Annotated in this window: 24 protein-coding genes; 12 read left to right on the top strand and 12 right to left on the bottom strand. The window is 56.3% G+C overall.

The window, feature by feature from the left end; all coding sequences use genetic code 11:
* Positions 1–66 precede the first annotated feature (66 nt).
* The 8 genes from ACW9JC_RS00520 to ACW9JC_RS00485 all read right to left on the bottom strand — a co-directional run bounded on the left by ACW9JC_RS00520 (position 67) and on the right by ACW9JC_RS00485 (position 7786).
* The gene (locus ACW9JC_RS00520) at positions 67–906 is read right to left on the bottom strand and encodes a transporter substrate-binding domain-containing protein (RefSeq protein ID WP_457452881.1); all 840 of its coding nucleotides are present in this window, start codon (positions 904–906) and stop codon (positions 67–69) included.
* A 70-nt stretch (positions 907–976) separates the two neighbouring features.
* A complete protein-coding gene (locus ACW9JC_RS00515) occupies positions 977–1747 on the bottom strand; it encodes an amino acid ABC transporter ATP-binding protein (protein WP_457452879.1) in 771 nt (256 codons plus the stop codon).
* A 15-nt stretch (positions 1748–1762) separates the two neighbouring features.
* A complete protein-coding gene (locus ACW9JC_RS00510; protein ID WP_416126998.1) occupies positions 1763–2728 on the bottom strand; it encodes an amino acid ABC transporter permease in 966 nt (321 codons plus the stop codon).
* 251 nt (positions 2729–2979) lie between these two features.
* Complete coding sequence (locus tag ACW9JC_RS00505) at positions 2980–3993, bottom strand: proline racemase family protein (RefSeq protein ID WP_416126993.1); 1014 nt, start codon at positions 3991–3993, stop codon at positions 2980–2982.
* 36 nt (positions 3994–4029) lie between these two features.
* Positions 4030–4818, bottom strand: coding sequence for an ABC transporter permease (locus ACW9JC_RS00500; RefSeq protein WP_457452878.1), 789 nt, complete (start codon positions 4816–4818; stop codon positions 4030–4032).
* Positions 4815–5657, bottom strand: a complete 843-nt coding sequence (locus tag ACW9JC_RS00495; protein ID WP_448107940.1) for an ABC transporter permease — start codon at positions 5655–5657, stop codon at positions 4815–4817. The genes ACW9JC_RS00500 and ACW9JC_RS00495 overlap by 4 nt, the downstream gene beginning before the upstream one ends.
* Positions 5654–6721: an ABC transporter ATP-binding protein gene (locus ACW9JC_RS00490; RefSeq protein WP_457452876.1), complete on the bottom strand. Its 1068-nt coding sequence runs from the start codon at positions 6719–6721 to the stop codon at positions 5654–5656. Before ACW9JC_RS00490 ends, ACW9JC_RS00495 begins: the two co-directional genes overlap by 4 nt.
* Before the next feature lie 15 nt (positions 6722–6736).
* Positions 6737–7786, bottom strand: coding sequence for an ABC transporter substrate-binding protein (locus ACW9JC_RS00485; RefSeq protein WP_457452875.1), 1050 nt, complete (start codon positions 7784–7786; stop codon positions 6737–6739).
* A gap of 116 nt (positions 7787–7902) precedes the next feature.
* Between ACW9JC_RS00485 and ACW9JC_RS00480 the strand changes: the two genes are divergently transcribed.
* Both ACW9JC_RS00480 and ACW9JC_RS00475 read left to right on the top strand, forming a co-directional pair.
* The gene (locus tag ACW9JC_RS00480; protein ID WP_457452873.1) at positions 7903–8931 is read left to right on the top strand and encodes a GlxA family transcriptional regulator; all 1029 of its coding nucleotides are present in this window, start codon (positions 7903–7905) and stop codon (positions 8929–8931) included.
* 117 nt (positions 8932–9048) lie between these two features.
* On the top strand, positions 9049–9864 hold the full coding sequence (locus ACW9JC_RS00475; protein ID WP_457452871.1) for a transporter: 816 nt from the start codon (positions 9049–9051) through the stop codon (positions 9862–9864).
* A gap of 187 nt (positions 9865–10051) precedes the next feature.
* On the opposite strand, the gene ACW9JC_RS00470 is transcribed toward ACW9JC_RS00475, so the two are convergent.
* The gene (locus tag ACW9JC_RS00470; RefSeq protein ID WP_457452869.1) at positions 10052–10597 is read right to left on the bottom strand and encodes a carboxymuconolactone decarboxylase family protein; all 546 of its coding nucleotides are present in this window, start codon (positions 10595–10597) and stop codon (positions 10052–10054) included.
* Positions 10598–10631: 34 nt separating this feature from the next.
* Positions 10632–11249 carry a nitroreductase family protein gene (locus ACW9JC_RS00465; RefSeq protein WP_457452867.1) on the bottom strand — a complete coding sequence of 206 codons (618 nt, stop codon included), beginning with the start codon at positions 11247–11249 and terminating at the stop codon, positions 10632–10634.
* Between the two features lie 115 nt (positions 11250–11364).
* Between ACW9JC_RS00465 and pdxR the strand changes: the two genes are divergently transcribed.
* The 5 genes from pdxR (at position 11365) to ycaC (ending at position 16427) form a co-directional block, all read left to right on the top strand.
* The gene (pdxR, locus tag ACW9JC_RS00460; RefSeq protein WP_457452865.1) at positions 11365–12771 is read left to right on the top strand and encodes a MocR-like pyridoxine biosynthesis transcription factor PdxR; all 1407 of its coding nucleotides are present in this window, start codon (positions 11365–11367) and stop codon (positions 12769–12771) included.
* An 84-nt stretch (positions 12772–12855) separates the two neighbouring features.
* Positions 12856–14316, top strand: coding sequence for an MFS transporter (locus ACW9JC_RS00455; protein ID WP_457452864.1), 1461 nt, complete (start codon positions 12856–12858; stop codon positions 14314–14316).
* A 27-nt stretch (positions 14317–14343) separates the two neighbouring features.
* Positions 14344–14781, top strand: a complete 438-nt coding sequence (locus ACW9JC_RS00450; RefSeq protein WP_457452862.1) for a VOC family protein — start codon at positions 14344–14346, stop codon at positions 14779–14781.
* A gap of 192 nt (positions 14782–14973) precedes the next feature.
* The gene (locus tag ACW9JC_RS00445) at positions 14974–15483 is read left to right on the top strand and encodes a cupin domain-containing protein (RefSeq protein ID WP_457452861.1); all 510 of its coding nucleotides are present in this window, start codon (positions 14974–14976) and stop codon (positions 15481–15483) included.
* A gap of 311 nt (positions 15484–15794) precedes the next feature.
* Positions 15795–16427: an isochorismate family cysteine hydrolase YcaC gene (ycaC, locus tag ACW9JC_RS00440; RefSeq protein WP_338580953.1), complete on the top strand. Its 633-nt coding sequence runs from the start codon at positions 15795–15797 to the stop codon at positions 16425–16427.
* 224 nt (positions 16428–16651) lie between these two features.
* Here ycaC and ACW9JC_RS00435 read toward each other — a convergent pair whose 3' ends face one another.
* Positions 16652–18703 (bottom strand): 2Fe-2S iron-sulfur cluster-binding protein, encoded by a 2052-nt coding sequence (locus tag ACW9JC_RS00435; protein ID WP_457452859.1) that lies wholly within the window; start codon positions 18701–18703, stop codon positions 16652–16654.
* 419 nt (positions 18704–19122) lie between these two features.
* Between ACW9JC_RS00435 and ACW9JC_RS00430 the strand changes: the two genes are divergently transcribed.
* From ACW9JC_RS00430 to ACW9JC_RS00410, 5 genes are all read left to right on the top strand, one after another.
* The gene (locus ACW9JC_RS00430; protein WP_457452858.1) at positions 19123–19722 is read left to right on the top strand and encodes a lecithin retinol acyltransferase family protein; all 600 of its coding nucleotides are present in this window, start codon (positions 19123–19125) and stop codon (positions 19720–19722) included.
* A gap of 108 nt (positions 19723–19830) precedes the next feature.
* Positions 19831–21669 carry a PAS domain-containing sensor histidine kinase gene (locus ACW9JC_RS00425; protein WP_457452857.1) on the top strand — a complete coding sequence of 613 codons (1839 nt, stop codon included), beginning with the start codon at positions 19831–19833 and terminating at the stop codon, positions 21667–21669.
* 17 nt (positions 21670–21686) lie between these two features.
* Positions 21687–22307 (top strand): response regulator transcription factor, encoded by a 621-nt coding sequence (locus tag ACW9JC_RS00420; protein WP_457452910.1) that lies wholly within the window; start codon positions 21687–21689, stop codon positions 22305–22307.
* 114 nt (positions 22308–22421) lie between these two features.
* Complete coding sequence (locus ACW9JC_RS00415) at positions 22422–22814, top strand: response regulator transcription factor (RefSeq protein ID WP_448107930.1); 393 nt, start codon at positions 22422–22424, stop codon at positions 22812–22814.
* A 362-nt stretch (positions 22815–23176) separates the two neighbouring features.
* Entirely contained in the window at positions 23177–24124 is a 948-nt protein-coding gene (locus ACW9JC_RS00410) for a LysR family transcriptional regulator (RefSeq protein ID WP_457452855.1), read from the top strand.
* 15 nt (positions 24125–24139) lie between these two features.
* On the opposite strand, the gene ACW9JC_RS00405 is transcribed toward ACW9JC_RS00410, so the two are convergent.
* Positions 24140–24286: a hypothetical protein gene (locus ACW9JC_RS00405; protein WP_457452854.1), complete on the bottom strand. Its 147-nt coding sequence runs from the start codon at positions 24284–24286 to the stop codon at positions 24140–24142.
* Between the last annotated feature and the right edge of the window lie 173 nt (positions 24287–24459).

Raw genomic sequence — 24459 nt, 5'->3', positions numbered from 1 at the left:
GCAGACATGCAGTGCGCCACGTCGAAAACGGGCGCCTGCCATGCTTGGGTTTATTGCACCTGGGCTTTATTGCACTGCGGTGAGATCGGCGCCGTACCACTTTTGAGAAAGTTGCTTGAGCGTGCCATCGGCTTTCATGTCTGCAACGGTCTTGGTCAGCGCGCTGTTGAACGCCTCATCGCCTTTATCCACGGCGATGGCCAACGGTTCGTAGTAAGCGGGTTTGCCTTCCACTCTGACGATGGGATAGCCGTTTTTGACGGCAGCGACAACGGTTGGCAGCGCGGACAAAGTGGCGTTCAGTCTGACGCCGTTGCCCATGCGCAAATCATCGAGAGGGCCCATGCTGTCGCCATAAGTCTTCACCTCGCCAGCGGTGACATCGTAGGTAAACGCTGGTACATCGGCGGCGTCGATCTTGAGCCGGTGATTGATATAGTCCTCCGATGTCGTGCCCGCTTCGACGCCGATAATCTTGTCGTTGAGATCCGCTGCCTGTGTCCCGGCGGCATCTTTGTGCACCGCGAACACATAGGGCGTGTAGTAATAAATCGCGGGGAAGTCGAGGACGCGGGCGCGCTCGGTGGTTGGCGTCATGGAACCGACCGACAAGTCCCAGCGACTCGACCAGCGTCCGGCGGTGATGATCCCGTACTCAGGTGTCACGAAGTCGACTTTGCTACCCAGGCGCCGGCCGATTTCGGTGGCGACATCAATATCAAACCCTTGCAGTTTATTGTCCGGGCCCAGGAACGATTGCGGTGGCCAGTTTGCCGCGGTGGCCACTTTGATCACCTTGGTTTCATGGATGCGGTCGAGGGTCGAACCCGCCCAGGCCGCTCCTGTGGTGATCGTGACGGCGGTGGCGATAGCGGCTGCAGTGAAGATGCGTGTGATCGAGATCATGAGTAAGCCTCCAGGTATCTTGAGTGCGGTTTTTTTGTTGTTTTTGTCGATGACTTCGTGGCGATACTTCTCAGTGGCTGAGAATCTGTGAAAGGAATTCCCGGGTACGTTCATGCTGTGGGTTTTCAAAAAACTCAGTGGGTTTGGCTTGTTCGAGGATGCAGCCCTCATCCATGAAGATGACTCGGTCGGCAACCCGCCGGGCGAAACCCATCTCGTGGGTGACGCACACCATCGTGATGCCGTCCTGGGCCAGTTCGCCCATCACGTCCAGCACTTCCTTGACCATTTCAGGGTCGAGCGCCGAGGTGGGTTCGTCGAACAGCATGACGCGCGGTTGCATGCAAAGGGCGCGGGCGATTGCAACGCGTTGCTGCTGGCCGCCCGAGAGCTGGCTGGGGTATTTATCCGCCTGGTTGCCGATCCGCACTCGATCAAGGTATTCACAGGCCAGTTCACGAGCCTCGGATTCGCTGAGCTTGCTGACAAGGCGCGGCCCCAGCATGAGGTTTTCCAGCACGGTCATGTGTGGAAACAGGTTGAACTGCTGAAACACCATGCCGACCTGGCGTCGTATGCTCGCCACGCACGCAGCATTTCGGGTCAACTCGATTCCGTCGATGAAGACCTTTCCTTTCTGGAAGTCTTCCAGCAGATTCAGGCAGCGAATCAGTGTCGACTTTCCGGAACCCGAGGGGCCGCACACGACCACTATTTCGCCGCTTGAAATGTGCAGGTCGATGCCCTTGAGCACATGAAAATCGCCATACCATTTATGCATCTGGTGAATCGATATGGCGGGGTACGGGGCAATGGCTGCTGAAGCTGACGGCTGATTCATCCTAATGCTCCTGATTCAGCGGTGGGCGCGATTGAAGTGTTTTTCCAGGCGCGACTGAACGGTTTCCAGCACGATCGACAGCAGCCAATAAAGCACGGCTGCGGTGATGAGCATTTCCAGGTGACGGAACTCGGCGCGTCCTTGTGTCCGCGCCAGGAACATCAACTCCCAGACGCCGATCACGGACACCAGCGAGCTGTCCTTGAGCATCGAAATGAACTGGTTACCCGTTGGCGGAATGATCAGGCGCATGGACTGCGGGAGAATGACGCGAGTCATCGTTTGAAAGGGATTCAGGCCAATCGCCCGAGAGGCTTCCCACTGACCGCGCGAGATGCTGCTGATCCCGCCACGGAAGATCTCCGTCATATAGGCGCCATAGCAGAGCGAGAGCGCCAGGATCCCTGCCGGTACGGCACCGACCACGTAGCCGAGTTGAGGAATGCCCAGGTAGATGAGATAGATCTGGATGAGTAGCGGAACGCCGCGAAAAAACGAGGTGTAGAAGCTGGCGATGGCAATGGCGAAACCGTTGGAAGATAAACGGGCTGTCGCACCCAACAATGCCAGGACGAATGCAATGGCGATGGAAATCGCGGACACGTAGACGGTGGTGAAAACCCCTTGGGTAATCATGAAGCCCACTTTGGTCGCGATGAAGCTGTAGGAAAGATTGAAGGTGTCGAAGAATAAAAGGAACAGCACCAGCAATTCGCACCAGACCGTGATGATCTGCGCCCGCAAGGGAAACCGGCCAAGGATGAACAAGTTCAGTACAACTGTGATGGTGAAGGTGCCCCCAACCGCGATGTCACGCGCCAGTGGTGCTTTCAAGTCCAGAACGATTGGCCCCATCAAATTGGACAGTCGACCTTCACCCACACCGCAGACAAGCGTGATGATGAAAATGACCGCCGCGACCGCTCCCATGAACAGGGCGCTGTCAGTCATGCGAGCCTTGACGATATGGTCTTTGTACATGGCCTACGTACCTCAGGGTGAGCCCCTTTGTTGTTGTAGGCCAATTATGGGTGTGCGAAATGCCGGGCGGGACCCTGCAGAGTGCTGGAAATATCAGTATCTTCTGGCATATCAGTGGGTGTGATCCCTACATCTGCCAAAAAACACCTGGCAGTTTGAGTCCGTCGGTTTTTTGAATTACCCCCTATTCAGAACACAAAAACGCCCGAGCGCAGGCCCGGGCGTTTCAATGTGTGTTCGCGTTAACTCATTCAGTTGATGACAAAGCCCGCACCGACCGGATCATTGCGTTCGATCGTCCAGCGCGACGTGCCGAGGATGCTGGCGGTGCCCTTGACTGTCGGCCGCACAGCGCGCGTGCCATTGAGGTCGACTTCGCCGAGCAGGCAGCCTTCGAACGTGCCGCTCCCCAGCAGTCCTTCGGACAGAATGGGTTGGTTCAGGCCCAGCTTTCCTCGGGCCTCGAACATCGCCATCATCGCGCTTGTGCCAGTGCCACCCGGGGAGCGGTCAAGTTGACCCGCGCTAAAGACATGGACGTTCTTGTAGAACGCACCTTCGATGGTCGCCGGATGCCAGAACGTGATGAAGTTGAGGTCGTTGATATGCGCCTCGGTAGGGTGCTGGATCTTCATCTGCTGATTGATCTGGTCGCGAGCCAGCAGGCCGAGGCGCGACAGTTCGCTGCCGTTGTCCGGGCTGATGCGCAAGTCGCAATGGGACAGATCGATGATGCCGAAGTAGTTGCCGCCCCAGACCAGGTCAGCCTTGAGGTCGCCATAGCCGGGAAGGTGGATGGGGATGTCTTGAGCCGCAACGTAGGCCGGCACGTTCTCGAATCGGGTCCAGAGAACGGTATCGCCATCGGAAGCCACCTCGGCTACGACCAGGCCGGCAGTGGTTTCAAAGCGGATCTTGGTGATGCCATCCTTGCCGCGCGGCACCAGGCCCAGCGCGACCATCGCCATGCTCACGGCGATGGTGCCGTGGCCGCACATGTGCGAGTACACGCTGCCGTCCATGTAGATCAGCCCGGCATCGAATTCGCTGCTTGAGGGCGGGGTGAGGAATACGCCGAACATATCCTTGTGGCCACGCGGCTCCTGCATCAACGCCTTGCGCAGCCAGTCATAGTTCTGCTCAAGAAAGTTGCGCTTGGCCAGAATGCTGGAACCGGCAGGGTAGGGAATGCCGCTGTGGACGATGCACAGTGGTTCGCCTTCGGTATGGGTATAGATGACATCGAACGTGTCTTGCATGCGCATGACTGAACTCCTGGCTTACGGGATGTATGAGGGGGGTTATTTGCGTTCTGACAAAAGATCGAGACCGATACACAGATCCAGAATGATCACGGCGACTACGACGACGATGATGGTGGCGCCGGAGGCGGCGGCAATGGTCGGGTCGACGGTGTATTGCACGTAGTTGAAGAGCTTCACCGGTATGGTGTTGAGGTCTGGGGTGGTGTTGAAGATCGACAGCTCTACGTTGATCCACGATGAGATGAAGGCAAAGATCGATCCGGTTACGAGCCCAGGGCGAATCTGCGGCAACACCACCAGAAAGAACGTCGCCCAAGGCGTACCGCCAAGATCACTTGAGGCTTCTTCCAGCGCTCGTTGCTCGGGCGTCAGCATCGACAGCACCGAACGCAGTACGAAGGGCGAGATGATGATGGTGTGGCCAATCAGCAAGGCGAGGAAGCTACGGGTCAATCCGAGGTAGCCTCCTAATTGCAGCAGCGCCGCACCCAGCACGATGTGTGGAAATACCAGCGGTGAGGTCAGGGCCGCGAGGATCGTGCCTTTGCCGGGGAAGTCGTAGCGTGCCATCGCCAGGGCGGCGGGTACGCTGAGCAGCACAGCGACAAAGGTAGCGGCCAGCGCCAGGACCGTGCTGGTAGCGAACGACGCCACGTAGCTTGGATCGCTGAGCATTTTCGCGTACCAGTCCAGCGTCCAGCCCTGAGGCGGGAAAGCCAGGAAAGACGTTGCGGTCACGGAGACCCCAAGAATCACCACCAGCGGCAGCAGCATGTAGCCCAGCACGGCCCAGGCCACGAGCCTGACCAGAATTTGCGTGATCATTGGTTGCTCCCCCGAATGCTCCCGACACGTCCCGCCAGCCCGACCATGACCAAGGTAAAGATCAGCAGCACGACGCTCAGCGCTCCGCCGTAGTTGAAGTCAAAGACCGAGCTGTATTGCTGGAAGATCAGCATCGAGAGCACGGAGATTCGTCCACCCGAAAGCAGAGCAGGGGTGACATAGGCGCTCGCTGCCAGGGTGAACACCATGATCGAGCCGGAAATGATCCCGGGCATGGTCAATGGCAGCACCACATGAAAAAACGTCGCGCGGGGGCTGGCGCCAAGGTCATCGGACGCCTGCTCGTAGGCCGGGTCGACTTGTGCCAGGGCATTGCCGGCCGCGAGGACAATGAACGGCAGCAGGATGTACACCATGCCGATCAGGATGCCGAGTTCGGTTCCCAGGAAACGCACCGGAGCATCGATCAGGCCGGTGTCCATAAGGCTCTGGTTGACCAGGCCTTTGCGTCCCAACAGGACCATCCAGCCGAACGAGCGGACGATGTTGCTGGTGAACATCGGCACCACCAGCAGAATCACGCAGGCTCGGCGCCAGGCACGCCACTTCACGACGCGCACCAGATACCAGGCCAGCGGATAACCGAGCAGTAGCGAGATCAATGTGGTCAGCGCGGCTATGCGGAAAGTCACGAGAATCACATCCCAGTGGTACTGGTCGCCCAGCACGCGGATGTAGTGCTCCAAAGTGAAAGTATGTTCCGCTCCCTTCGTGAGGCTGGCGAAAATCACCACGGCGAAAGGCGCAAGAAAGAACGCCGTGAAAAACGCCAGGGCGGCGAAGAGCATCAGCCACGGTACGAGCGCCGGGCGTTTCATACCGACTCTCCGATCAGGTGCAAATGCGCGGGGTTGAAGCCCAGGCGTACGGCACTGCCGGTATGAAGGCCGGCGCTGGGCAAGCCCATGGTGCGCGCCACGATTGTTTGTCCATCGATCAGCGAGTGGACCAGGGTGTGACTGCCCACACTGACGATATCGGTCACGGTGCCGTGGATTTCATGACAGCCAGAAGTTTCTGGTGCCGATGCATCAAGCACCTGTAAATGCTCGGGACGCAGCACCGCCACACCACGCGGTAACAGGTTTTTTGCGGTGTGGGTTATTGGTTTATGCCGAATCGCCAAACTGATTTCGCCGCTATCGTTTGCCTGATAGCTGATCAGGTTGGCCTCGCCGATGAAGTCTGCGACGAAGCGTGAAGCCGGCGCACTGTAGATCTCGGTGCTGGTCCCGACCTGTTCGATGCGCCCGGCATTCATCACCACGATGCGGTCAGCGATGGTCATCGCTTCTTCCTGATCATGGGTCACAAAGATGAACGCGATCCCCAGCTTGGCCTGCAGATGCTTGAGCTCAAGCTGCATGCGCTTGCGCAATTTCATATCCAGCGCCGAGAGCGGTTCATCCAGCAACAGCAGCTTCGGTTGATTGACGATGGCGCGAGCCAGGGCCACGCGCTGTTGTTGTCCACCGGACATGCCACGGGGAAAACGGTCTTCCAACGCTTCCAGTCCGACCATCGCCAATGCTTCGCGAGCCTTGAGCTTCGCATCGGTGCGATTGATGCCTTGGCGACGTGGTCCGTAGGCAACGTTTTCCAGTACGGTCATGTGCGGAAACAGCGCGTAATTCTGAAACACCGTATTGAGTGGCCGACGGTACGGAGGCAGACGACTCACATCCTGGCCATCGATCGCAATGCTGCCCGAATCGGGTTGCATGAAACCGGCGATCGAGCGCAGCAGGGTGGTCTTGCCACAACCGCTGGGGCCGAGCAGGACGATGAATTCGCCCTGCTCGATGTCCAGGTGAATATTGTCCAGTGCCTGGAACGGCCCGAAGCTTTTGCAGACACTGTCGATGCTCAATAAAACTGACATTGCAGACCTCTTGAGCTAGTTGGCGGTGACTTTGCGGTTCCAGTCATTGGTGACGCTGGCGCGTTGCGCGTTGATCTGACTCCAGTCGAACAAGCGCAGGTTGTCGATCGAACCATTCACGCCCCATGGCAACTTGCGGGCAACGTCTTCAGCGACCTCGACACCTTTCACCGCCGGGCCCAGGTACAGCTTGCCGGCGAGGCAGGACGCGGCTTCTTTCGTCAGCGCGGTATTGATGAACTGTTCGCCGGCCTTGCTGTTTTTTGCGCCCTTGATCAGGTGCAGGCGAGCGTCGGTGGCCCAGACACCTTCCTTGGGAATGGTGAACGCAATGGGTGCGCCCTTGTCGATCAGGTCCCAGGCGCCGACGTTGAAATGCGCGCCGATGATTGCTTCGCCACTCTGAAAGGCATTGGTGGCGGCACCGGAGCTGTCGAAGAACAGCGCGGTGTCCAACGCACCGAGCTTGGTGTAGACCTGATCCAGATTTGCCCGGTCTACGCCCCAGACATCGGCCATGAAAAACACGAAAGGCACGCCGGAAGAATTGGCGGGTGAGGGCAGGGCAATCGCGCCGGCATACTCAGGCTTCCACAGGTCTTTCCAACTGGTGGGCGCCTCTTTGATTTCCTTGGTGTTGTAGGTCAGGCCGAGGGAGTAGAAGCCGCTGCTGACAGCGAAGGTGTGGCCGGCATCGGTATAGATCGCTTTGTCCTGCACGTTTTTCAGGTTGGGGATGTTCGTCGGATCAAGGTCTGCGACAACGCCTGCGGCGTAGGCCAACTCGCTGATACCGCCGTCCATCCAGGCCACATCAATCGTCGGGCTGGATTTTTGTTGCTGGAGCTTGGCCAGGGTGACGGTCGAGGTGCCGACCTCAGCTGCAACGGCAATCCCCGTCGCTTGTGTGAAAGGTTCTGCAACACATTTGAGGAACGCATCACCCCAGTTACCGCCGTACAACGCAACGGTCAGTTTTTGCGGGTCAGCCATGGCGGCTGATGAGGAGATGCAGCCGGTAACTAAAAGAGCAGCGGTGATTTTCTTGCCTGTCTTCAGTTTCATCGTGTGTCCTCTGGGGCGTTATTGTGCTGTTCCCCTTGCGTGCATCTTGCTCGTATCGTTGATTCGAGCGCTTGCACTTCGGGGTCTTAAAGTTGAATAGTTAGGTCATGCCAAAAATGACTCAGATACCTCGAGATTGCCATCTGCCTGACTCCCTCGGACCCGAGGTGGCCAGCCGTCCGCAACTGTCCGTGGGACTGGTCCTGCTGGATCAATTCACACTCGCTGCGTTTTCCGGTTTGATCGATGTGTTGCGCCTGTCCGCCGACCTGGGCGGCGGCAGTCGGCAGATCCACACGGCGTGGCGGGTGATGAGCGTTGACGGACTGCCGCGAACCTCCAGTGCGGGCATTACGCTGGAGGTTTCCGGCGGCTTGGCGCAAGACGTGGAAGCGTTCGACTACATAGCGATCTGCGGCGGCAACGATTACCTCAATACGCACATGCCCAACAATCTGCGTGATTGGTTGCAGCGCGCCGCGAAGAGTCGCACGCGGTTACTGGGTATCTGCACCGGGACTTTCGCGCTGGCGCAGGCGGGCGTGGTAGGAAGTCGTTCGGTGTGCGTGCACTGGAATGTGCTGGATGCGTTTCGCGCACGGTTTCCCAAGACCCCGGCAGCGGTCGATCATCTGTTCATCGACGAAGGCGATCTGATCACCTGTGCCGGTTCGACTGCGGCTATTGATCTGGGCTTGTATCTGGTAGCCCGGCATTGCGGACGGGAAAAAGCCCAACAGGCGGTGCGGCATATGATGTTGCAAGGGATACGTCAGGGCCGGCAGCCTCAGGCGCATTTCTATGCCAACCTTGAGGACATCAAGGATGAGCGTGTTCGTCAGGCTGCGCACTACATCGAACAGCGAATGGACAGCCTGCCGACCCTGGATGCCATCGCGCGTTATGTAGGGCTCGGCAGGCGCCAACTGACGCGGGCATTCCAGCAGTCGCTGGGGCTTTCTCCCATGGAGTTCCAGCGCTCGTTGCGGGTTGAATATGGCGCCTGGCTTTTGCTGAACAGCCATAGCAGCATCACGCAAATTGCCATGGACTGCGGCTTCTCCGACGGCGCACATTTTTCCCGCGAGTTTCGAGCCCGATTCAATATGTGTCCGCGTCAGTATCAGAGTGAGGCGAGGGTGTGAAGGATAGGCAGCAGGCATTCACGGTCGTTTGCTAGCAGGACAAAAAACCTGATCTAAGCTCTATAGCGCCAAGGCTTAGCCAAAGCCCTGCCATTTCAATCTCGGAAGGAGCTGACGATGAACAAAGGCATTCAGCTTGCTCCTGTTTTTGCCTTGGCTTTGTTCAGGCCTGAACCTGGCATCGCTGCCGATAGCCAGGCGGAGTTGGCCAAACAATCCCTGAACCCGATCGCCGCGCTTTACAGTTTGCCGATTCAATACAATTGGAACCAGAAACTCGGCCCCAGCGGTGAGGGCTATCAAAGCGTTACCAACATTCAGCCGGTGCTGCCGTTCAGTCTCAACGAGGAGTGGAATCTGATTTCTCGCACCATCCTGCCCGTCATCGATCAGCATGGCCTGGTTCCCGGCGGGGCTGCCGATAAATCAGGTGTGGGAGACGTCACTCAAAGCTTCTTTTTTTCACCCAAACAGAAAACCGCCAGCGGTTGGATCTGGGGAGCAGGCCCTGCGATATTGGTGCCCACCGGCAGCGACGATCTGTTGAGCAGCGAACAATGGGGGTTGGGGCCTACAGTGGTGGCGCTCAAGCAACATGACGGCTGGACCCGCGGCATTCTTGCCAACCATATCTGGTCGTTGGATAACAGCCCGCCGGATGACAAGGACAAGATCAACCAGACGTTTATGCAACCCTTCTTCAGCTACACCACCCATACCTATACCACCTTCGGTATCAATACCGAGTCCACCTACGATTGGCAAAGCCGGGAATGGTCGGTGCCGATCAATCTGTTTGTCACCCAGTTGTTCAAAGTGGGTGGTCAACCCATGACAGTGCAAGCCGGGCCACGTTACTGGGCTGATAGCCCGGAAGATGGAGCGCAAGGCTGGGGGTTTCGGGTAGCGTTCACATTGTTATTTCCCAAATGAAATAGTTAGCCGCGCAAGCTGAACGCTAACGCTATAGGCGGTACGTACGGCATGGTGCGGAAAAGTACGCTTCCGAAAAAAAGCCTGGACGCTTTCCCTGCACGATTTCCAGGGGCATCCAGGCTTTGCGGTAAAGCTTGAATCAATTGGTACCACTTGGGAGAGAGTCGATGCGAGCGGATGAAACTCAGATCGAGCCAGCCGGCGTAACCGCAGGGAAGTCCTTCTCGGGATCGAACACGTTATTGAAAAAGTTCGTCAGGGAATACATGGCCACCAATGCGATAATCTCCATGACATTCGCATCCGTGTAGCCAGCGTCGCGGACGGATTTCAGATCGGCATCACTGACCTTGCCGCGAGTCTCGATGACTTTGTGCGCGAACTGAAGGGCGGCGTTGCGCTTCGGGTCGGTGGCCTGGCCCTTGCGGGCGCGAATAATGTCATCGGCGGGCAGCTTGGCCATATGTTCTGCTGTAAAGCTGTGAACCGTCAGGCAGTAGTTGCAGCCATTCGCTTCAGAGACGGCAAGGCCGATGCTGTCACGCGTTTTTACGTCGAGCGCTTTGCTCAAAGAACCGAGCAACGTAGCCCACGAATTGAACGCGATCGGGCTCTGCGCGAAGGTCATCATCATGTTGGGCGTGAACCCGATGTTCTTGGTGAACGCATCGAGCGTTGCTTTGGAATCGGCCGGTACGTGTTCAGGCTTTAGAACTGCACTTCTAGGCATAGTAGTCTCCGTCAGTTACTGGGTTTATCAAAAATCAAACGAGATCCAACACATCCGTCAGCGGGCGACGCGGCTTCTGGGCCCAGTTTCCTGGACGCTCCGCGCCTATGGACAGCAGCATGACCGGCACTTCGTTTTCGGCCAGTCCAAACTCGCGAGCCACCGCCTCAGCATCGAAACCGATCATTGGCGTCGAACCCAGGCCGAGCGAGCGGGCGGCATAGATGATCGCCGACGCACCGAAGGTGGCCGTGCGTACAGCCTCGTCGCGCTGGCGTTGCGGGTGTTCCAGATACAAGTCGCGTGCAGGCAGCTCCCAATCCTGTACCATCGATGCCGGCATGACGCCTGCTTCAACCAGCGGTGCAAGGCGTGCCGGTATGACGCTGGAGTCGGCCAGTTGGCCGCAGATGATGAAGGTAACGGCTGCTTCGGTGATTGGCGGCTGATTCCAGGCGATCGGGCTCAGCCGGGCTTTGGCTTCTGGCGTGCGTACTGCGATGAAGCGCCAGTTCTGTATATGGAAGGAGGTTGGCGCGGTGGTGCCGATTTGCACCAACTCACGGATTTGGTCGTCGCTCAAAGTGGCGGCTGGGTCGTAGTACTTGGCGGCGCTGCGACTGACGATACATTCGATGACGGCATTGATCATGATGGTTCCTATGGTTGAGGGGGGGTTAGTTGCTCCGTCTTGGTCTTTAAATCTTGTACCGATGATGGTACGAATAAAAGAACCAAGACCACCCACTTTTGTGTGTACCAAGACCATGAATCCAGACCTGCAGATTCAGCTCGACCGGACAGCCAGGCTGTCTCTGTCAGAACAGATTCGTATGAGTATCAGCAGGGCAATCGAGTCAGGCCTGCTGACACCAGGCACTCGATTGCCTTCATGGCAGGACCTCGCTGCGCATCTGGGTGTGGCGCGCGGTACGGTTCAAGTTGCGTATGAACGGTTAGCCGACGCGCAAATGATTGAAACATTCGGTGCAAAGGGCACACGCGTGGCGCCGCGCCTCCGTACAGCGGCGGCTCAACCGGAACCACCTGAGCCCGGATCGTTTATGAGCGCCTATGAGCGGGTGAACACCGGGCCTGCGATCTTTCAGAACGGCATTCCCGCGTTTGAAGGACTGGAAAAGCTTTTCGCACGCGCGCGCTCGTCCAATCTGTTGAAGGCGGGGTCGTTCTCGTCATTGATCTATCCCGATCCTCGAGGGGAATTGGAGATGCGCCGGGAGATTGCCGGCTATCTTTCCATCTCCAGAAACCTCCATTGCCTCCCTGAGCAGGTGTTCATCACGTCGGGATACAGCGCCGGCCTGGGGCTGTCCCTGCGCGTATTAGGACTGGACGGCAAGAAGGTCTGGATGGAAGACCCTGGGTTCTTTCTGACTCGCAAGGGGTTGGAACTCGCTCGTTTGAATATCATTCCGGTCCCGGTAGACACCGAAGGCCTCAACGTAGACCACGCCATCGAGAGCGCCGCGGACGCTGCATTAGCCGTCGTGACGCCCGGTCAACAAGCGCCCCTGGGCTCGACCCTGTCTTTGAGGCGACGGCTTCAACTGCTCGAATGGGCGGTCGCGAACGACGCCTGGGTCATCGAAGATGACTACCTCAGCGAGCTGCAACTGGAGGGCAGGGCGGCGCCTGCCTTGGCGTCTCTGGACGAAGGTAAACGGGTTATCCATATAGGTTCTTTCAGCAAGACCGTCAGCCCGGGGCTGCGACTTGGATTTGTCGTAGCGCCAGTCGAACTGATTACGGCGTTCGCCGAGGTAGCGACCACACTTGCCCCGGCGCCTTCACCCGTCATCCAGCTCGCCATGGCGCAATTCATGCGCGATGGTCACTACATCCGGCGTGTCCGTAGGCTCAAGCGACTCTATTCGGCCCAGCGTGACGCGCTATGCGAGCAGTTGCGAATGCGTGAAGCGGAGTGGGTGAGGGCGGGGCTGGCAGTACTTCTAAAACTTCCCGACGGCGCGCCCGACGTGCAGATCGTTCGCGAGGCGATGACCTACGGCATGGCGCCATCGCCTTTGTCCGCTTGGTTCGCGACGCCGACCGGGAGCTCGTCTGGTCTTTTGCTCGGGGTTGCCACAGCGCCTGAACCTCACCTCGCTGAATCGTGCCGGCGATTGTTCGAGATCATCGGGCGACATTGCTAATACGCAGTTCGAGAGAATTTTGAACTCCCAATCCACGGGCCAACTCCTAACACACAAGGCACTGCGCAAGACATTGAGGTGGCGATGCCCCACCAACAGCTGTACGGCCGCGAGCCCGGCGCGATATTCGAAACCACTCTTCCAGCACGTCTGGACCGCTTGCCGTGGGGGCGCTTTCACACGCTTCTAGTGATCGCGCTGGGCATCACCTGGTTGCTCGATGGCCTTGAAGTGACCCTAGCCGGTTCGGTGTCCGGCGCACTGAAAAACAGTCCTGATTTGCGCATGAGCAACTTCGACATTGGCTTGGCCGGTGGCGTCTATATCGCCGGCGCAGTGATCGGTGCCTTGCTGTTCGGCTGGCTGACCGATCGCCTGGGGCGGCGCAAGCTGTTCTTCATTACGTTATGGCTGTATGTAGGCGCCACGGCGGCCACGGCGTTTTCCTTCAACCTGGAAAGCTTCCTGCTGTTCCGTTTCCTGACGGGCATGGGCATCGGCGGTGAATACACGGCGATCAATTCGACCATCCAGGAGTTCACCCCGGCACGCTATCGCGGCTGGGTCGACCTGACCATCAATGGCACATTCTGGTTAGGCGCAGCGCTTGGCGCCGGAGGGGCCATCATCCTGCTGGACCCGCACGTGGTCGGCGGCGACCTGGGCTGGCGCCTGTGCTTTGGCATTGGTGCGGCGCTGGGCCTGGTGATTCTGGTGATGCGTTTGTGGTTGCCGGAAAGCCCGCGCTGGTTGCTGATCCATGGCCGGCACGATGAGGCGCGACACATCGTCGAAGGCATCGAAGCGAGTCTGCGCGAACAAGGCCATGAACTGCCGGCCGTGACCAGCAAACCATTGCGCCTGCACGCGCGTGACCATACGCCGCTGGCGGAAATCTTCCATACCCTGTTTATCGGATTCCGCCGCCGCGCGCTGGTGGGCATGACCCTGATGGCCGCACAGGCCTTCTTCTACAATGCAATCTTCTTCACTTATGCGCTGGTGCTTACCGATTTTTACCAGGTGCCGGCCGAGCTCGTCGGTTGGTACGTATTACCTTTGGCATTGGGCAATTTCTGCGGGCCGTTGCTGCTGGGGCGCCTTTTTGACGTAATCGGACGGCGCGTGATGATCAGCTTTACCTACGCGATATCCGGGATTTTGCTGGCAATCAGTGGCTATGCGTTCGAGCAGAGCTGGCTGGATGTCACCCAGCAAGCCGTGGCGTGGATGGTGATCTTCTTTTTCGCTTCGGCAGCGGCCAGCTCGGCGTACCTGACCGTGGCAGAAACCTTCCCACTGGAAATCCGCGCCTTGGCCATCGCGGTGTTCTACGCGTTTGGCACTGGCCTGGGCGGCATCATCGGGCCGACGCTGTTTGGCCAGCTGATCCAGACGCAGCAGCGCAGCAGTCTGTTGACGGGATACCTGATAGGCGCTGCACTGATGTGTGTGGCAGCGGTGGTCCAAGCGGTTTGGGGAGTGGCTGCGGAGCGCCAAGCGTTGGAGCAGGTGGCCAGGCCTTTGTCCCAGGCTCAGGATTGAAGGGCTTTTACTAGCCAAGGAGACAGCATGACAGTCAAGCGTATGGACAACATCGGCATCGTTGTAGAAGACCTCGATGCCGCCATTGAGTTTTTTACCGAACTTGGCCTCGCGCTCGAGGGGCGTGCGCCAATCGAAGGAGACTGGGCCGATAGGGTCACTGGATTGCGCGAGATGCGCGTCGAGATCGCGATGATGCGTACGCCGGACGGGCACAGCCGACTCGAGCTATCCCGATTCCTCGCACCAACGGTGACCGCCGATCACCGCAGGGCCCCGGTGAACGCACTCGGTTACCTTCGCGTCATGTTCACTGTGGAGGACATCGACGATACGCTCACCAGACTCTACAAATGCGGCGCGGAACTTGTCGGCAGCGTGGTCCAGTACGAAGACACGTACCGGCTTTGTTACATTCGGGGTCCGGAAGGCATTCTCATCGGGCTTGCGCAAGAACTCGGGTAGCTCGCTTCTGATGGGGTGGCCATGGAGGTGCTTGAGCATTGGGGCAGGGGTCTGCAGGTATTGCGTCTATGAATCAAGGATCAGAACGTTTGAAAGTTAAATCGACTAAATAGATGTTTAGTCGAGTTATGCGGCTAAAAGCGACAAATGTGCGCCTATTGTCGTCGAAATATGCATTTTAGGGAGAGGGTCGTGTTTAAAGGCATTGCAACCGCTCAATACCTGATCTCCGCGTTGGAACTGGAACCCCACGAGGAAGGCGGTTTTTACCGCAGAACGTTCCAGTCTGACGATCAGAACCTGCTCATGACTGCTGGTGGTCCGCGCTATCGGATGACGTCTATTTATTACCTGCTGACCAAGGATTCGCCTGTAGGTCATTTCCATCTCAACCAATCAGACATCGTGCATTACTACCATTTGGGTGACGCGATTCAGTACAGCCTGATTTATCCGGACGGCACATTGAAAACTGTGGTGATGGGCAATGACCTGATCGCCGGCCAAAGTTTGCAACTGCACGTACCAGGCGGAATCTGGAAAGCGTCACGACTGGTGGAAGGTTCGTCGGGATTCGGTTTGATCAGTGAAGCGGTTTCGCCAGGGTTTGATTTTGCGGATATGGAAATGGGTGATCGAAAGAAGCTCAGCGAGGAATTTCCTGAGCATTCGCATTTGATTGAAGCGCTGACGGATGATTGAGGAGCTGACGTGAATTCCAGTCCTCAAATCTGCGTGCAACGAGGCTGATATGGAAATACGTTGTTACGTGTAATGTATATTATGTTAAATCATGTGTCAGAGCGAAACTCTGATAATGGACAAGCAACCCAATCGACGCTGCTCATTCATGCTTTAAAACATACCCCTAACCTCCAAAGGAAAAAAACCGCTCATTGTCCCCCGTCAGTTGACAGTGAAACCGTTTCCACCGTCTTTTTCTCCCCTCCATCGATCCTTAATCTGAGCCCATGTTGAACGACAACAATCACCCACCTCAAAAGGACTTCATCATGAGCAACGCTACCTACAACCGCTTGAACAAAGACGACGCTGTAGTGCTGTTGGTCGATCACCAAACCGGTCTGATTTCCCTGGTTCAGGATTTCACGCCCAACGAATTCAAGAACAATGTGTTGGCACTTGCTGACGTTGCCAAATTCTTCGAGCTGCCGACCATCCTCACCACCAGCTTCGAGCAAGGCCCGAACGGACCATTGGTGCCGGAGCTGAAAGAGATGTTTCCTGACGCGCCTTACATCGCTCGACCTGGTCAGATCAATGCCTGGGACAACGAAGATTTCGTCAAGGCAATCAAGGCCACCGGTCGCAAGCAATTGATCATTGCCGGTGTCGTCACTGACGTCTGTGTAGCGTTCCCGACCCTGTCGGCACTGGCAGAAGGATTTGACGTGTTTGTGGTGACCGACTCTTCCGGTACGTTCAACACTACAGTGCAACAGGCATCCTGGAACCGCATGACGCAGGCCGGTGCGCAAATGATGAACTGGTTCTCGGTGGCCTGTGAGCTACAGCGCGACTGGCGCAACGACATCGAAGGCTTGGGCAATCTCTTGTCCCAGCGCATTCCGAACTATCGCAACTTGATGAACAGCTACTCGGCGTTGGCTGCACGCCAATCGTAAGTCTGGTTTGAAACCCGAGGCCCGCTTTTGCGGGCTTTAGGCATGGGATTCATATGGAATTGCTGTAAATCACGTTCACAGAAAAGGGCCCTCTCGCCCTTCCCCATGCAGCCTGTCGACGTACAGCCTGCACCGTTCTCGGCGCCCCTGGATAGGCGTAAACGTTGCCGAATGCGCCCTCCTCATAATCTTCGTCCGTCAGATTCTTCACGTCCAGTAACGACTCAAATGTCCAGCACTAGTGTCTCGCTGCCCTGGGCCGGTACTGCGCAACAGATCAGCACTTCGTCATCTGCCATTCGTTGCGCTGGCATATTCAGGTAATGGACCAGTCCCCTGCCAAGTCGTGTTTTACACGTACCGCAGGAGCCACCGCGGCAACTGAACTCGGGATTGAGTCCACGTGCTTCTGCCAGCTCAAGCAACGTCCCTGCCCCCGGTTCCCATCGTGCTTCCTTGCCAGACGTCGCGAACAGGACCTTCACGGCTTCATTGGCCATGGGTACCTGCTGCGCCGCGGGCACACTGACTTCTATGTCACGAACGAGCGTTGATGGTCCGAAGGTTTCAGCGTGAATGCGATCATCGGGAATACGCATCTTGCGCAGTCCGTCATACAACGCCTGAGTAAAACTCCCAGGACCGCACAGGTAGTAGTCGTAGTCATTGAGGGGGAGCAATGTCTTGAGCAGCTCGACATCGATTCTGCCCGGTACATCAAAACTTTCGCTTGCGCCGTCGATGGGGGGTTGGCTGACAATACGTAGAATCCGGATCTTGTCCCCCGCCCGGGTCGACAGTTCATCAATTTCCTCACGAAAGGCCAGATCGTCTACCGAACGACTGCTTTGTATTACCCATGTCGGACGCATACGATTGACGCGCTTACCCTGATAAACCACTTCACGCAGCATCGACAATAAAGGCGTAATGCCAACGCCGGCCCCCAGCAATACCAACGGACGCCGCTCGGAGGCTTGAACCGTGAAATCTCCTTGGGGAGCCCGTGCTTCAATCGAGTCATCGACCCGGATCCGATCATGCAGGTGCGAAGACACTGATCCGTCGCGCTTGACGCTGATGCGCAAGAAGTCATCGGACGGTGAACTGGACACGCTGTAGGTACGAATCGACGGTGTGTGCTGTCCTTCCAACAACACTCGCACGGGTAGGTGCTGACCAGGTTCAAACCCGGGTAGGCCAGCGCCGTCATTCGCTTGCAGATAGAAAGACCGGATGTTGCGGCTCTCATCCACAATACGGGCAACTCGCATTGTCCTCCAGTGGTTGCGCAGGGCTTCGGCATGCAGTCGCTCGGTGGCTTGCGCCCAACTGCCAGTCATCAATGAGTTGGGCGATACACCCTCGGTTTCGTCCACCCAGCGCAACGGGATGGCCCCTTGGCGGTAAACAATGTGCTGAGGCTTGAAACGCCATAGCCGTTCGGCGCCCTGAAACGCCGCAATTTCGGGGTCGTCCAGCAGAACCTCAGCCGAACCGCTCATTTGCAGCAGATCACCCGTCTGGAAGTCGATGAACAACAGTCCCGCACGGGGGTTCAGCAAGATGTTACCCAAGGTGTTGAAAAACAGATTCCCGGAGAAGTCCGGAATGGTTAGCGTCCCATCATCTTCCATTCGTACAAAGCCGGACTTACCGCCCCGATGGGATGCATCGACTTGGTTCTGATCATCACGCACGACGTAGGTCGCGACATAGAACGAGTCGGCCGTGGAGATCATGCGGCGTACCTTTAAGTCTGCCGTCGTCAAGGCAAGTACCGTGTCACTTGACTCGTCGACAAATGCGTACTGGCGTAGATTGATGTAGCGCGGACAATTACCGTAAGCCTGTGTCACGGAAATTTCGATACCATCATCCAGCTGACGCAGCACGTTGCCATTCATACGATTGCGTCGGCGTGTATGCAGCTCAATGCCCAACATACCAATGGCATCTCCCTGCTTCATGCCATTCTGGGCAGGATCGTTCGGCTGCTGCTGCAAGTTGATACGTAATATTTCCGGTGTGGGCGAATTCATGAATCCAGGTTGCCCAGCACGAATCGTTGCCCATACATCACCTTGCCGATCCACCGCTCCCAATACAACAAAAGGCAATTGGGCATAAAACTCGCGATGCTGGTCCGGCATCCACGCCCGGGACATTTGCCGCTGTCCGACACCCACCATCATGTCCACGGCACCGACTGTGCGTTGCAAGGTCAACTCGCCTTCATGCCAAGGCGAAGCTTGCGGTTTCGAGACGTCATCCATTCGTTGTCTCCTAGCGCCTATTGCGATACATATCGCGGCAGCGGCTACGATTTAGGGCTCTTCTCCCCTGCGGGGAAGGAGTCGTGAACGCTCATCTTCGCCCCGAGGCAACCTTGGTGGAATGTGCAAAAATGGCAATCCAGCGTTTCAGAAACTGAAACAGTCGCAGGCATCGCACGCAGGCGTTAATAATTGGCGTTTGATTGCTCATGAACAATAAGCATCGTCCATAAAAACCGCGTGTCAGGAAGGAACGCTCTCGGCTGAATCTTCATTCGGATAGAACGGGAACTGCGCTCCGAATAATACTGAAGTATGAGTCACACATATAAAGTGACTATTGGCTGCAAACCTATGCACGACTGCTTATTTCTCTCTGGAAAGATACTCTAATTTCAACGGTTCCAGAGGACTTCATCATGAACACGCTATTGATGAAAACAATTGGCATTGCATCCTCCCTGGGTTCGATCTTTTTGAACTCGGCAGTCGTCAACATGGAATGTGAATCAAACATGAGTGACCCGTTTTTCGAGAACGGGTCCCATACCTGCAACGCTAATGATGCGCCAACACAATGGGAAGCAACCCCAAAGCAAGCAGTCTTGATGGTCCGCGATTCTGATCGACTGAGTGCTGGATCGCACCTGGTGAGCCCGCGCAAGTTCTATGTCCATCACGGCATCTACCTTGGCGATGGCAAGGTAGCTCATTACTCTGGATTGAGTGCATCGCTGCAAGCCGGCCCGATCGAAGTCACTGACCTGGATCGCTTCGGCAATGGCAGTTCCATCTGGGTACATCAGGAACAATGCGCTTTTTCCAGCGACGAGATCATTGTAAGGGCCATGTCGAGAGTCGGAGAATCAGAGTACAAAATCCTGTCAAACAACTGCGAACATTTTTGCAACTGGTGCATTAACGGCAATAGCTACAGCGCACAAGTTGCCGAGTATCTGCATCGCCCTTTGCGCCTGGTGCGCATGCTCTTCTCGTCGAAGACAGGTTTGATCGCTTAGTCTCCGTCGTCGCTATTCGGTATGGGTTTAGCTTGCTGCAATTTCGCCAGGGGTGTTCACTGCAATCACCCGTGATGAATTGCACTCCCAGCAGGCCTATTGATTGATATGAAAATCTCAATTGAACCGACGGTAGCTGTAGATAGCCCCTCGCCCCCTGCTGCTCATACGCAACTCCAGAGATTTGGCGCCGCCACGCTGGCAGGCGCGATCTTCATCATCGACACGCTCACTTCCATCCATATCGCCATAGCGGTGCTCTATGTCGCCGTGATTCTGATGTCGGTGAACCTGTTTTCCCGCAAAGGTGTAATTCGCGTTTCGCTCTCCTGCTTTGGATTAACCTTGGCCGCTTTCTTTATTTCCCATGGCAGCGACTTCAACGGCTCCGCGTTCGCCCGTTGTCTGGTCAGCCTGTCCGCGATCGGTATCACCACTTTACTGGCACTGAAAAACAAAGCAGCCAATGACGAGTTGCAAGAGCAGGTGCGGATGCTCGCGCAAACCCATGACGCAATCATCGTTCGAGACATGAACGGCGTCATCACTACCTGGAGCCCGGGCGCCGAAGCCTTGTATGGCTGGTCAAAAGCACAAGCTATCGGTCAGGATTTTCGAAAGCTTCTGCGGCCTCAACTGATGCTCACCTGGGAGCAAATCATGACCTCGCTGACAGAAACCGGCCGATGGGAAGGCGAAGTTGTGGAACACCGACGTGACGGAACCCCCGTGACGGTTATAAGTCGCTGTTCACTGTCACGGGACGAGAGCAATCAACCAAAAGCGATTTTGGCCACTCACAACGATATCACCGAGCAAAAAAGGGCTATCAATGCCCTGCGACGCAGCGAAGCGTTTCTGGCCGGTGCTCAATGGCTGAGTCAGACCGGGAGCATTGGTCTGAAGATCCCTGGCGGCGAGATGTACTGGTCCGACGAGGCTCGGCGAATATTCGAGTTCGGCGACGACGAGGAACCGCTGCTGTCCAGCGTCCTGAAAAAAACCCATCCCGATGATCTGGACCTGGTCAAAGTGTCGATCAAGCACGCCTACCAGAAAGAGCCCCACATCAAGGTGGAGTATCGCTTGTTGATGGCCGACGGGCGGATCAAGCACGTGCAAATGCTGGCTCATCCCGTCCAGGACGCTGCCGGGAATTTTGAATACATCGGGGCGCTGATGGATGTCACTGATGCAAAGATGTCTGAGGAAGCGCTCCATCGCTCGCAGACTGAACTGGCTCATGTGACCCGGATCACAACATTGGGTGAACTGGCGGCATCGATAGCACATGAAGTCAACCAGCCATTGGCCGCCGTGACCACCAATGGCACTGCCGGTTTGCGCTGGTTGAATCGCGATAATCCAAACATCGATGAGGTGCGCAGTGCGATGGAGCGGATGATGAGCGAGACCCATCGAGCAAGCGAAGTGATTCGACGTATCCGGGCAATGTCACGCAAGACCGATCCTCAAAGCGTCCCCGTTGATCTCATGGAGGTCATTGAAGAGTCATTGGCGCTGGTCGACAGGGAGGTCAGACGGAACAAAATTGTGCTAGACCATCAATACGATACTGAGACTGCCGAGATCATGGGTGACCGTGTCCAACTCCAGCAGGTCATCATCAATCTGATCATGAATGGTGTGCAGGCAATGTCCAATACCAAAGGTAACCCTCGCACGCTCCATGTGTGCCTCAGGCGTTCTGATGCGGGCGAACTGTGCGTGGATGTCAAAGACAACGGCCCCGGTATTTCGCCACAAAGCATGCCCAGACTCTTCAACGCTTTCTACACAACCAAGCCCGACGGAATGGGCATGGGGTTATCCATTTGTCGATCGATCATCGATGCCCATGGCGGCCGCATCTGGGCGACAAGTGAAGACGGTGAAGGCGCGGCGTTCCACTTGTCCTTCCCCGACAGCAATGAGGAGCCTGCGTGAACGAAGATATTTCTTCCATGGATAAGGGCCCTGTCGTCTTCGTGATTGACGACGAGGCCCCCATGCGCGAAGCGCTCAGTAGTCTCTTTCGTTCGGTGGGACTCCAAGTGCAGACGTTTGCCTCGCCCGCAGAGTTTCTACAACTGCCCGATCCCGATGCGCCCAGTTGTCTGGTGCTCGATGTTCGGCTCCAGGGCGCCAGTGGCCTGGAGTTCCAACATCAGTTGGTGGAGTCGAAGATCGCATTGCCCATTATCTTCATCTCGGGACATGGGGACATCGCCATGTCAGTCAAGGCGATGAAGGCCGGGGCCGTGGATTTTCTGGTCAAACCGTTCCGCGATCAGGATTTGCTGGATGCGGTCGCCGCTGCTCACCACAAGGATGCCAAGCGCCGGGAAATCGACCAGCAGGACGCGCAAATGCATGCCTGCTACCAATCGCTGACGGCCCGTGAGCGAGAGGTCATGGTCCACGCAGCCAAGGGCCTGATGAATAAACAGATTGCGGGAGAACTGAATCTGAGTGAAATCACCGTCAAAATCCATCGCGGCCATGTGATGAAGAAAATGCACGCAAAGTCGTTTGCAGACTTGGTTCGCATGGCACAAAACCTGGGGATCGGACCAAAACGCTGAGCAACACATACGTGTGTATGATTTCTTTTAGGGTTATTGGCAAATAGAGTGGAATTGGCGCGATAGCTTTTCAGCTGTTTCGAATCCATTGATGTTGCGCCCAGGATCCGCGCAGTGAACAAAGTCCCTGTGATCTCCATCGTCGACGATGACGAATCTGGCCGAATCGCACTCAGTAGCCTGGTGCGTTCCTTGGGCTGTGAACCCAGTCTTTTTTCCTGTGCCGAAGATTTTCTCGCCTGCGCCAAAAGCTACGGCACGGACTGCCTGATCTCGGACGTTCAAATGCCGGGCATGACGGGCCTGGATCTGCAGTCTGAACTCCTCAGTAAAGGGCACGACATCCCCATTATCTTCATCACCGCATACCCGGAGGAGTCGGTTCGCAAACGTGCAAAATCCGCGGGAGCGATCTGTTTTCTCAGCAAACCATTTGACGGACAACTGATGATTGATTGTATTGAGCAAATCCTGAGGGATAGAGAGGCAGGTTTTATCGCAAACTGACAACCGCGATGCGCTTTGTTAAACCTCGTTAGTTAACTGAAAAATATTGATTGTTTCTTTTTCGGCTCACTCACCCGACCCACGCAATTAACCCCCCCCTTATACTCAAGTATTAGCCCCTACCACTTATACCTTAGACGATTGAAACCTACGTAGAAGTGCTAATCAAATCATCATCATTCACGATACATCCAAGCCAACGAAAGCGGCATTTCAATTAACACAGGCCTCCAAAGCCGTTTAATTGATTTGATTATTACCGTCCGCTTAGAGGCTCACAGGCAACGAGTCAGATGCCCTTTGAACATCGCTCTTTGCGCGCTGAAGCACAATGACGGGCCGCAACCCTTTTGGTGATGACCATGAACAGAAACGATCTGCGCAAAATCGACTTCAGTCTTTTGATCGTTTTCGAAACGCTGATGCACGAACGAAATCTTACCCGCGCCGGTGAGAAACTGTTTCTCTGCCAATCGGCGATCAGTGCCTCCCTGAGTCGGCTGCGTCAGTTTTTCGATGACCCGCTGTTCATTCGCATGGGCAGAACCATGGAGCCAACGAGCAGAGCATTTCAAATACAACTCGCCTTGACCCCTGCCCTCGACACCATGGCGGCAGCGCTGAGCAACATGAGTGAATTCGATCCCCTGACCAGTACCAGCGTTTTCAGGATTGGTCTTTCGGATGATGTTGAATATTCGTTGCTGCCTGACCTGCTGCGCCAACTCCGCATGGAAGCGCCTCAAGTCGGTTTTGTCGTGCGTCGTACCGATCACTCATTGCTGGCCAATCAGCTGTCGACAGGCGAGGTGTCACTGGGCGTATACCATTGCCGCGAACTCCCCGCCAATGCTAAACGCAAATTCCTGCGCAGCATCCGTCCTACTGTTTTGAGCGCCGACAACATGGCCGGTGCGCTGGACCTCAACGAGTACTGCAATCGTCCACACGTCTCTATTTCGGTCAACGGTGAAGCGTCCGATTACATTGACCGAGCGCTGGGATCTCTGGGGCGGCAGCGCCAGGTACTCCTGGCTGTTCCACAATACAGCGCACTTAAAACACTGCTTGAGGGCACGCAGATGTTGGCCGTCGTACCCGATTACGTCGCCAAGGCCATGACGCGGCAAGGTAGTTTACGCGCTGACCCCGTTCCGCTGAATCTCCCGTCCCTTGATCTATCCATGTCATGGAGCGCCACGCTGGACAACGATCCAGGCGAACGCTGGCTTCGTTCGCGCTTCAGTCATTACCTGAGCGAAAAAAGCGCAACATTGCTCGAAATAAGTGCCAACAGAGAAGCTGCTTGAAATAGATCGAGGCGATCACCTCACCTCCCCCTCTTCAAGCAACGCAATGCGCTGTCGACCGGCGCGAATATCCAGTTGCCCCTCAAGCGCCACTACCAGTTTCGTTTCCTGACGATGCAGCAATGGCAGGTTTTGCCCGTGCAAGGGCAAGACAAAACGCATGGCCGTGCCTCCCCTCCGATGCTTACCTTCGCGACGTCTATACAGACAGGGTAGCCGTTGGGGATCAATAGCAGCGCTTCTGAGTTTTCAACTTTCATGATCTCTCCAACAGGCATCTATAGGCAGGACTTATGCGAAGGATTGTTTATCGGTCTTGGACGCTATCGAGCAAA

The organism is Pseudomonas sp. SDO5591_S426, assembly GCF_054070755.1.
This window is presented reverse-complemented; position numbering and strand designations above follow the sequence as displayed.

Excerpts from the sequence above, each read along its gene's own strand:
- ACW9JC_RS00435 (WP_457452859.1), bottom strand. The coding sequence starts at position 18,703 with ATGGATGACGTCTCGAAACCGCAAGCTTCGCCTTGGCATGAAGGCGAG.
- ACW9JC_RS00515 (WP_457452879.1), bottom strand. The coding sequence starts at position 1,747 with ATGAATCAGCCGTCAGCTTCAGCAGCCATTGCCCCGTACCCCGCCATA.
- ACW9JC_RS00500 (WP_457452878.1), bottom strand. The coding sequence starts at position 4,818 with ATGATCACGCAAATTCTGGTCAGGCTCGTGGCCTGGGCCGTGCTGGGC.
- ACW9JC_RS00450 (WP_457452862.1), top strand. The coding sequence starts at position 14,344 with ATGACAGTCAAGCGTATGGACAACATCGGCATCGTTGTAGAAGACCTC.
- ACW9JC_RS00485 (WP_457452875.1), bottom strand. The coding sequence starts at position 7,786 with ATGAAACTGAAGACAGGCAAGAAAATCACCGCTGCTCTTTTAGTTACC.
- ACW9JC_RS00405 (WP_457452854.1), bottom strand. The coding sequence starts at position 24,286 with ATGCGTTTTGTCTTGCCCTTGCACGGGCAAAACCTGCCATTGCTGCAT.
- ACW9JC_RS00505 (WP_416126993.1), bottom strand. The coding sequence starts at position 3,993 with ATGCGCATGCAAGACACGTTCGATGTCATCTATACCCATACCGAAGGC.
- ycaC (WP_338580953.1), top strand. The coding sequence starts at position 15,795 with ATGAGCAACGCTACCTACAACCGCTTGAACAAAGACGACGCTGTAGTG.
- ACW9JC_RS00510 (WP_416126998.1), bottom strand. The coding sequence starts at position 2,728 with ATGTACAAAGACCATATCGTCAAGGCTCGCATGACTGACAGCGCCCTG.
- ACW9JC_RS00495 (WP_448107940.1), bottom strand. The coding sequence starts at position 5,657 with ATGAAACGCCCGGCGCTCGTACCGTGGCTGATGCTCTTCGCCGCCCTG.
- ACW9JC_RS00455 (WP_457452864.1), top strand. The coding sequence starts at position 12,856 with ATGCCCCACCAACAGCTGTACGGCCGCGAGCCCGGCGCGATATTCGAA.
- ACW9JC_RS00520 (WP_457452881.1), bottom strand. The coding sequence starts at position 906 with ATGATCTCGATCACACGCATCTTCACTGCAGCCGCTATCGCCACCGCC.
- ACW9JC_RS00480 (WP_457452873.1), top strand. The coding sequence starts at position 7,903 with ATGACTCAGATACCTCGAGATTGCCATCTGCCTGACTCCCTCGGACCC.
- ACW9JC_RS00425 (WP_457452857.1), top strand. The coding sequence starts at position 19,831 with ATGAAAATCTCAATTGAACCGACGGTAGCTGTAGATAGCCCCTCGCCC.
- ACW9JC_RS00470 (WP_457452869.1), bottom strand. The coding sequence starts at position 10,597 with ATGCCTAGAAGTGCAGTTCTAAAGCCTGAACACGTACCGGCCGATTCC.
- pdxR (WP_457452865.1), top strand. The coding sequence starts at position 11,365 with ATGAATCCAGACCTGCAGATTCAGCTCGACCGGACAGCCAGGCTGTCT.
- ACW9JC_RS00465 (WP_457452867.1), bottom strand. The coding sequence starts at position 11,249 with ATGATCAATGCCGTCATCGAATGTATCGTCAGTCGCAGCGCCGCCAAG.
- ACW9JC_RS00490 (WP_457452876.1), bottom strand. The coding sequence starts at position 6,721 with ATGTCAGTTTTATTGAGCATCGACAGTGTCTGCAAAAGCTTCGGGCCG.
- ACW9JC_RS00420 (WP_457452910.1), top strand. The coding sequence starts at position 21,687 with ATGGATAAGGGCCCTGTCGTCTTCGTGATTGACGACGAGGCCCCCATG.
- ACW9JC_RS00410 (WP_457452855.1), top strand. The coding sequence starts at position 23,177 with ATGAACAGAAACGATCTGCGCAAAATCGACTTCAGTCTTTTGATCGTT.
- ACW9JC_RS00430 (WP_457452858.1), top strand. The coding sequence starts at position 19,123 with ATGAACACGCTATTGATGAAAACAATTGGCATTGCATCCTCCCTGGGT.
- ACW9JC_RS00475 (WP_457452871.1), top strand. The coding sequence starts at position 9,049 with ATGAACAAAGGCATTCAGCTTGCTCCTGTTTTTGCCTTGGCTTTGTTC.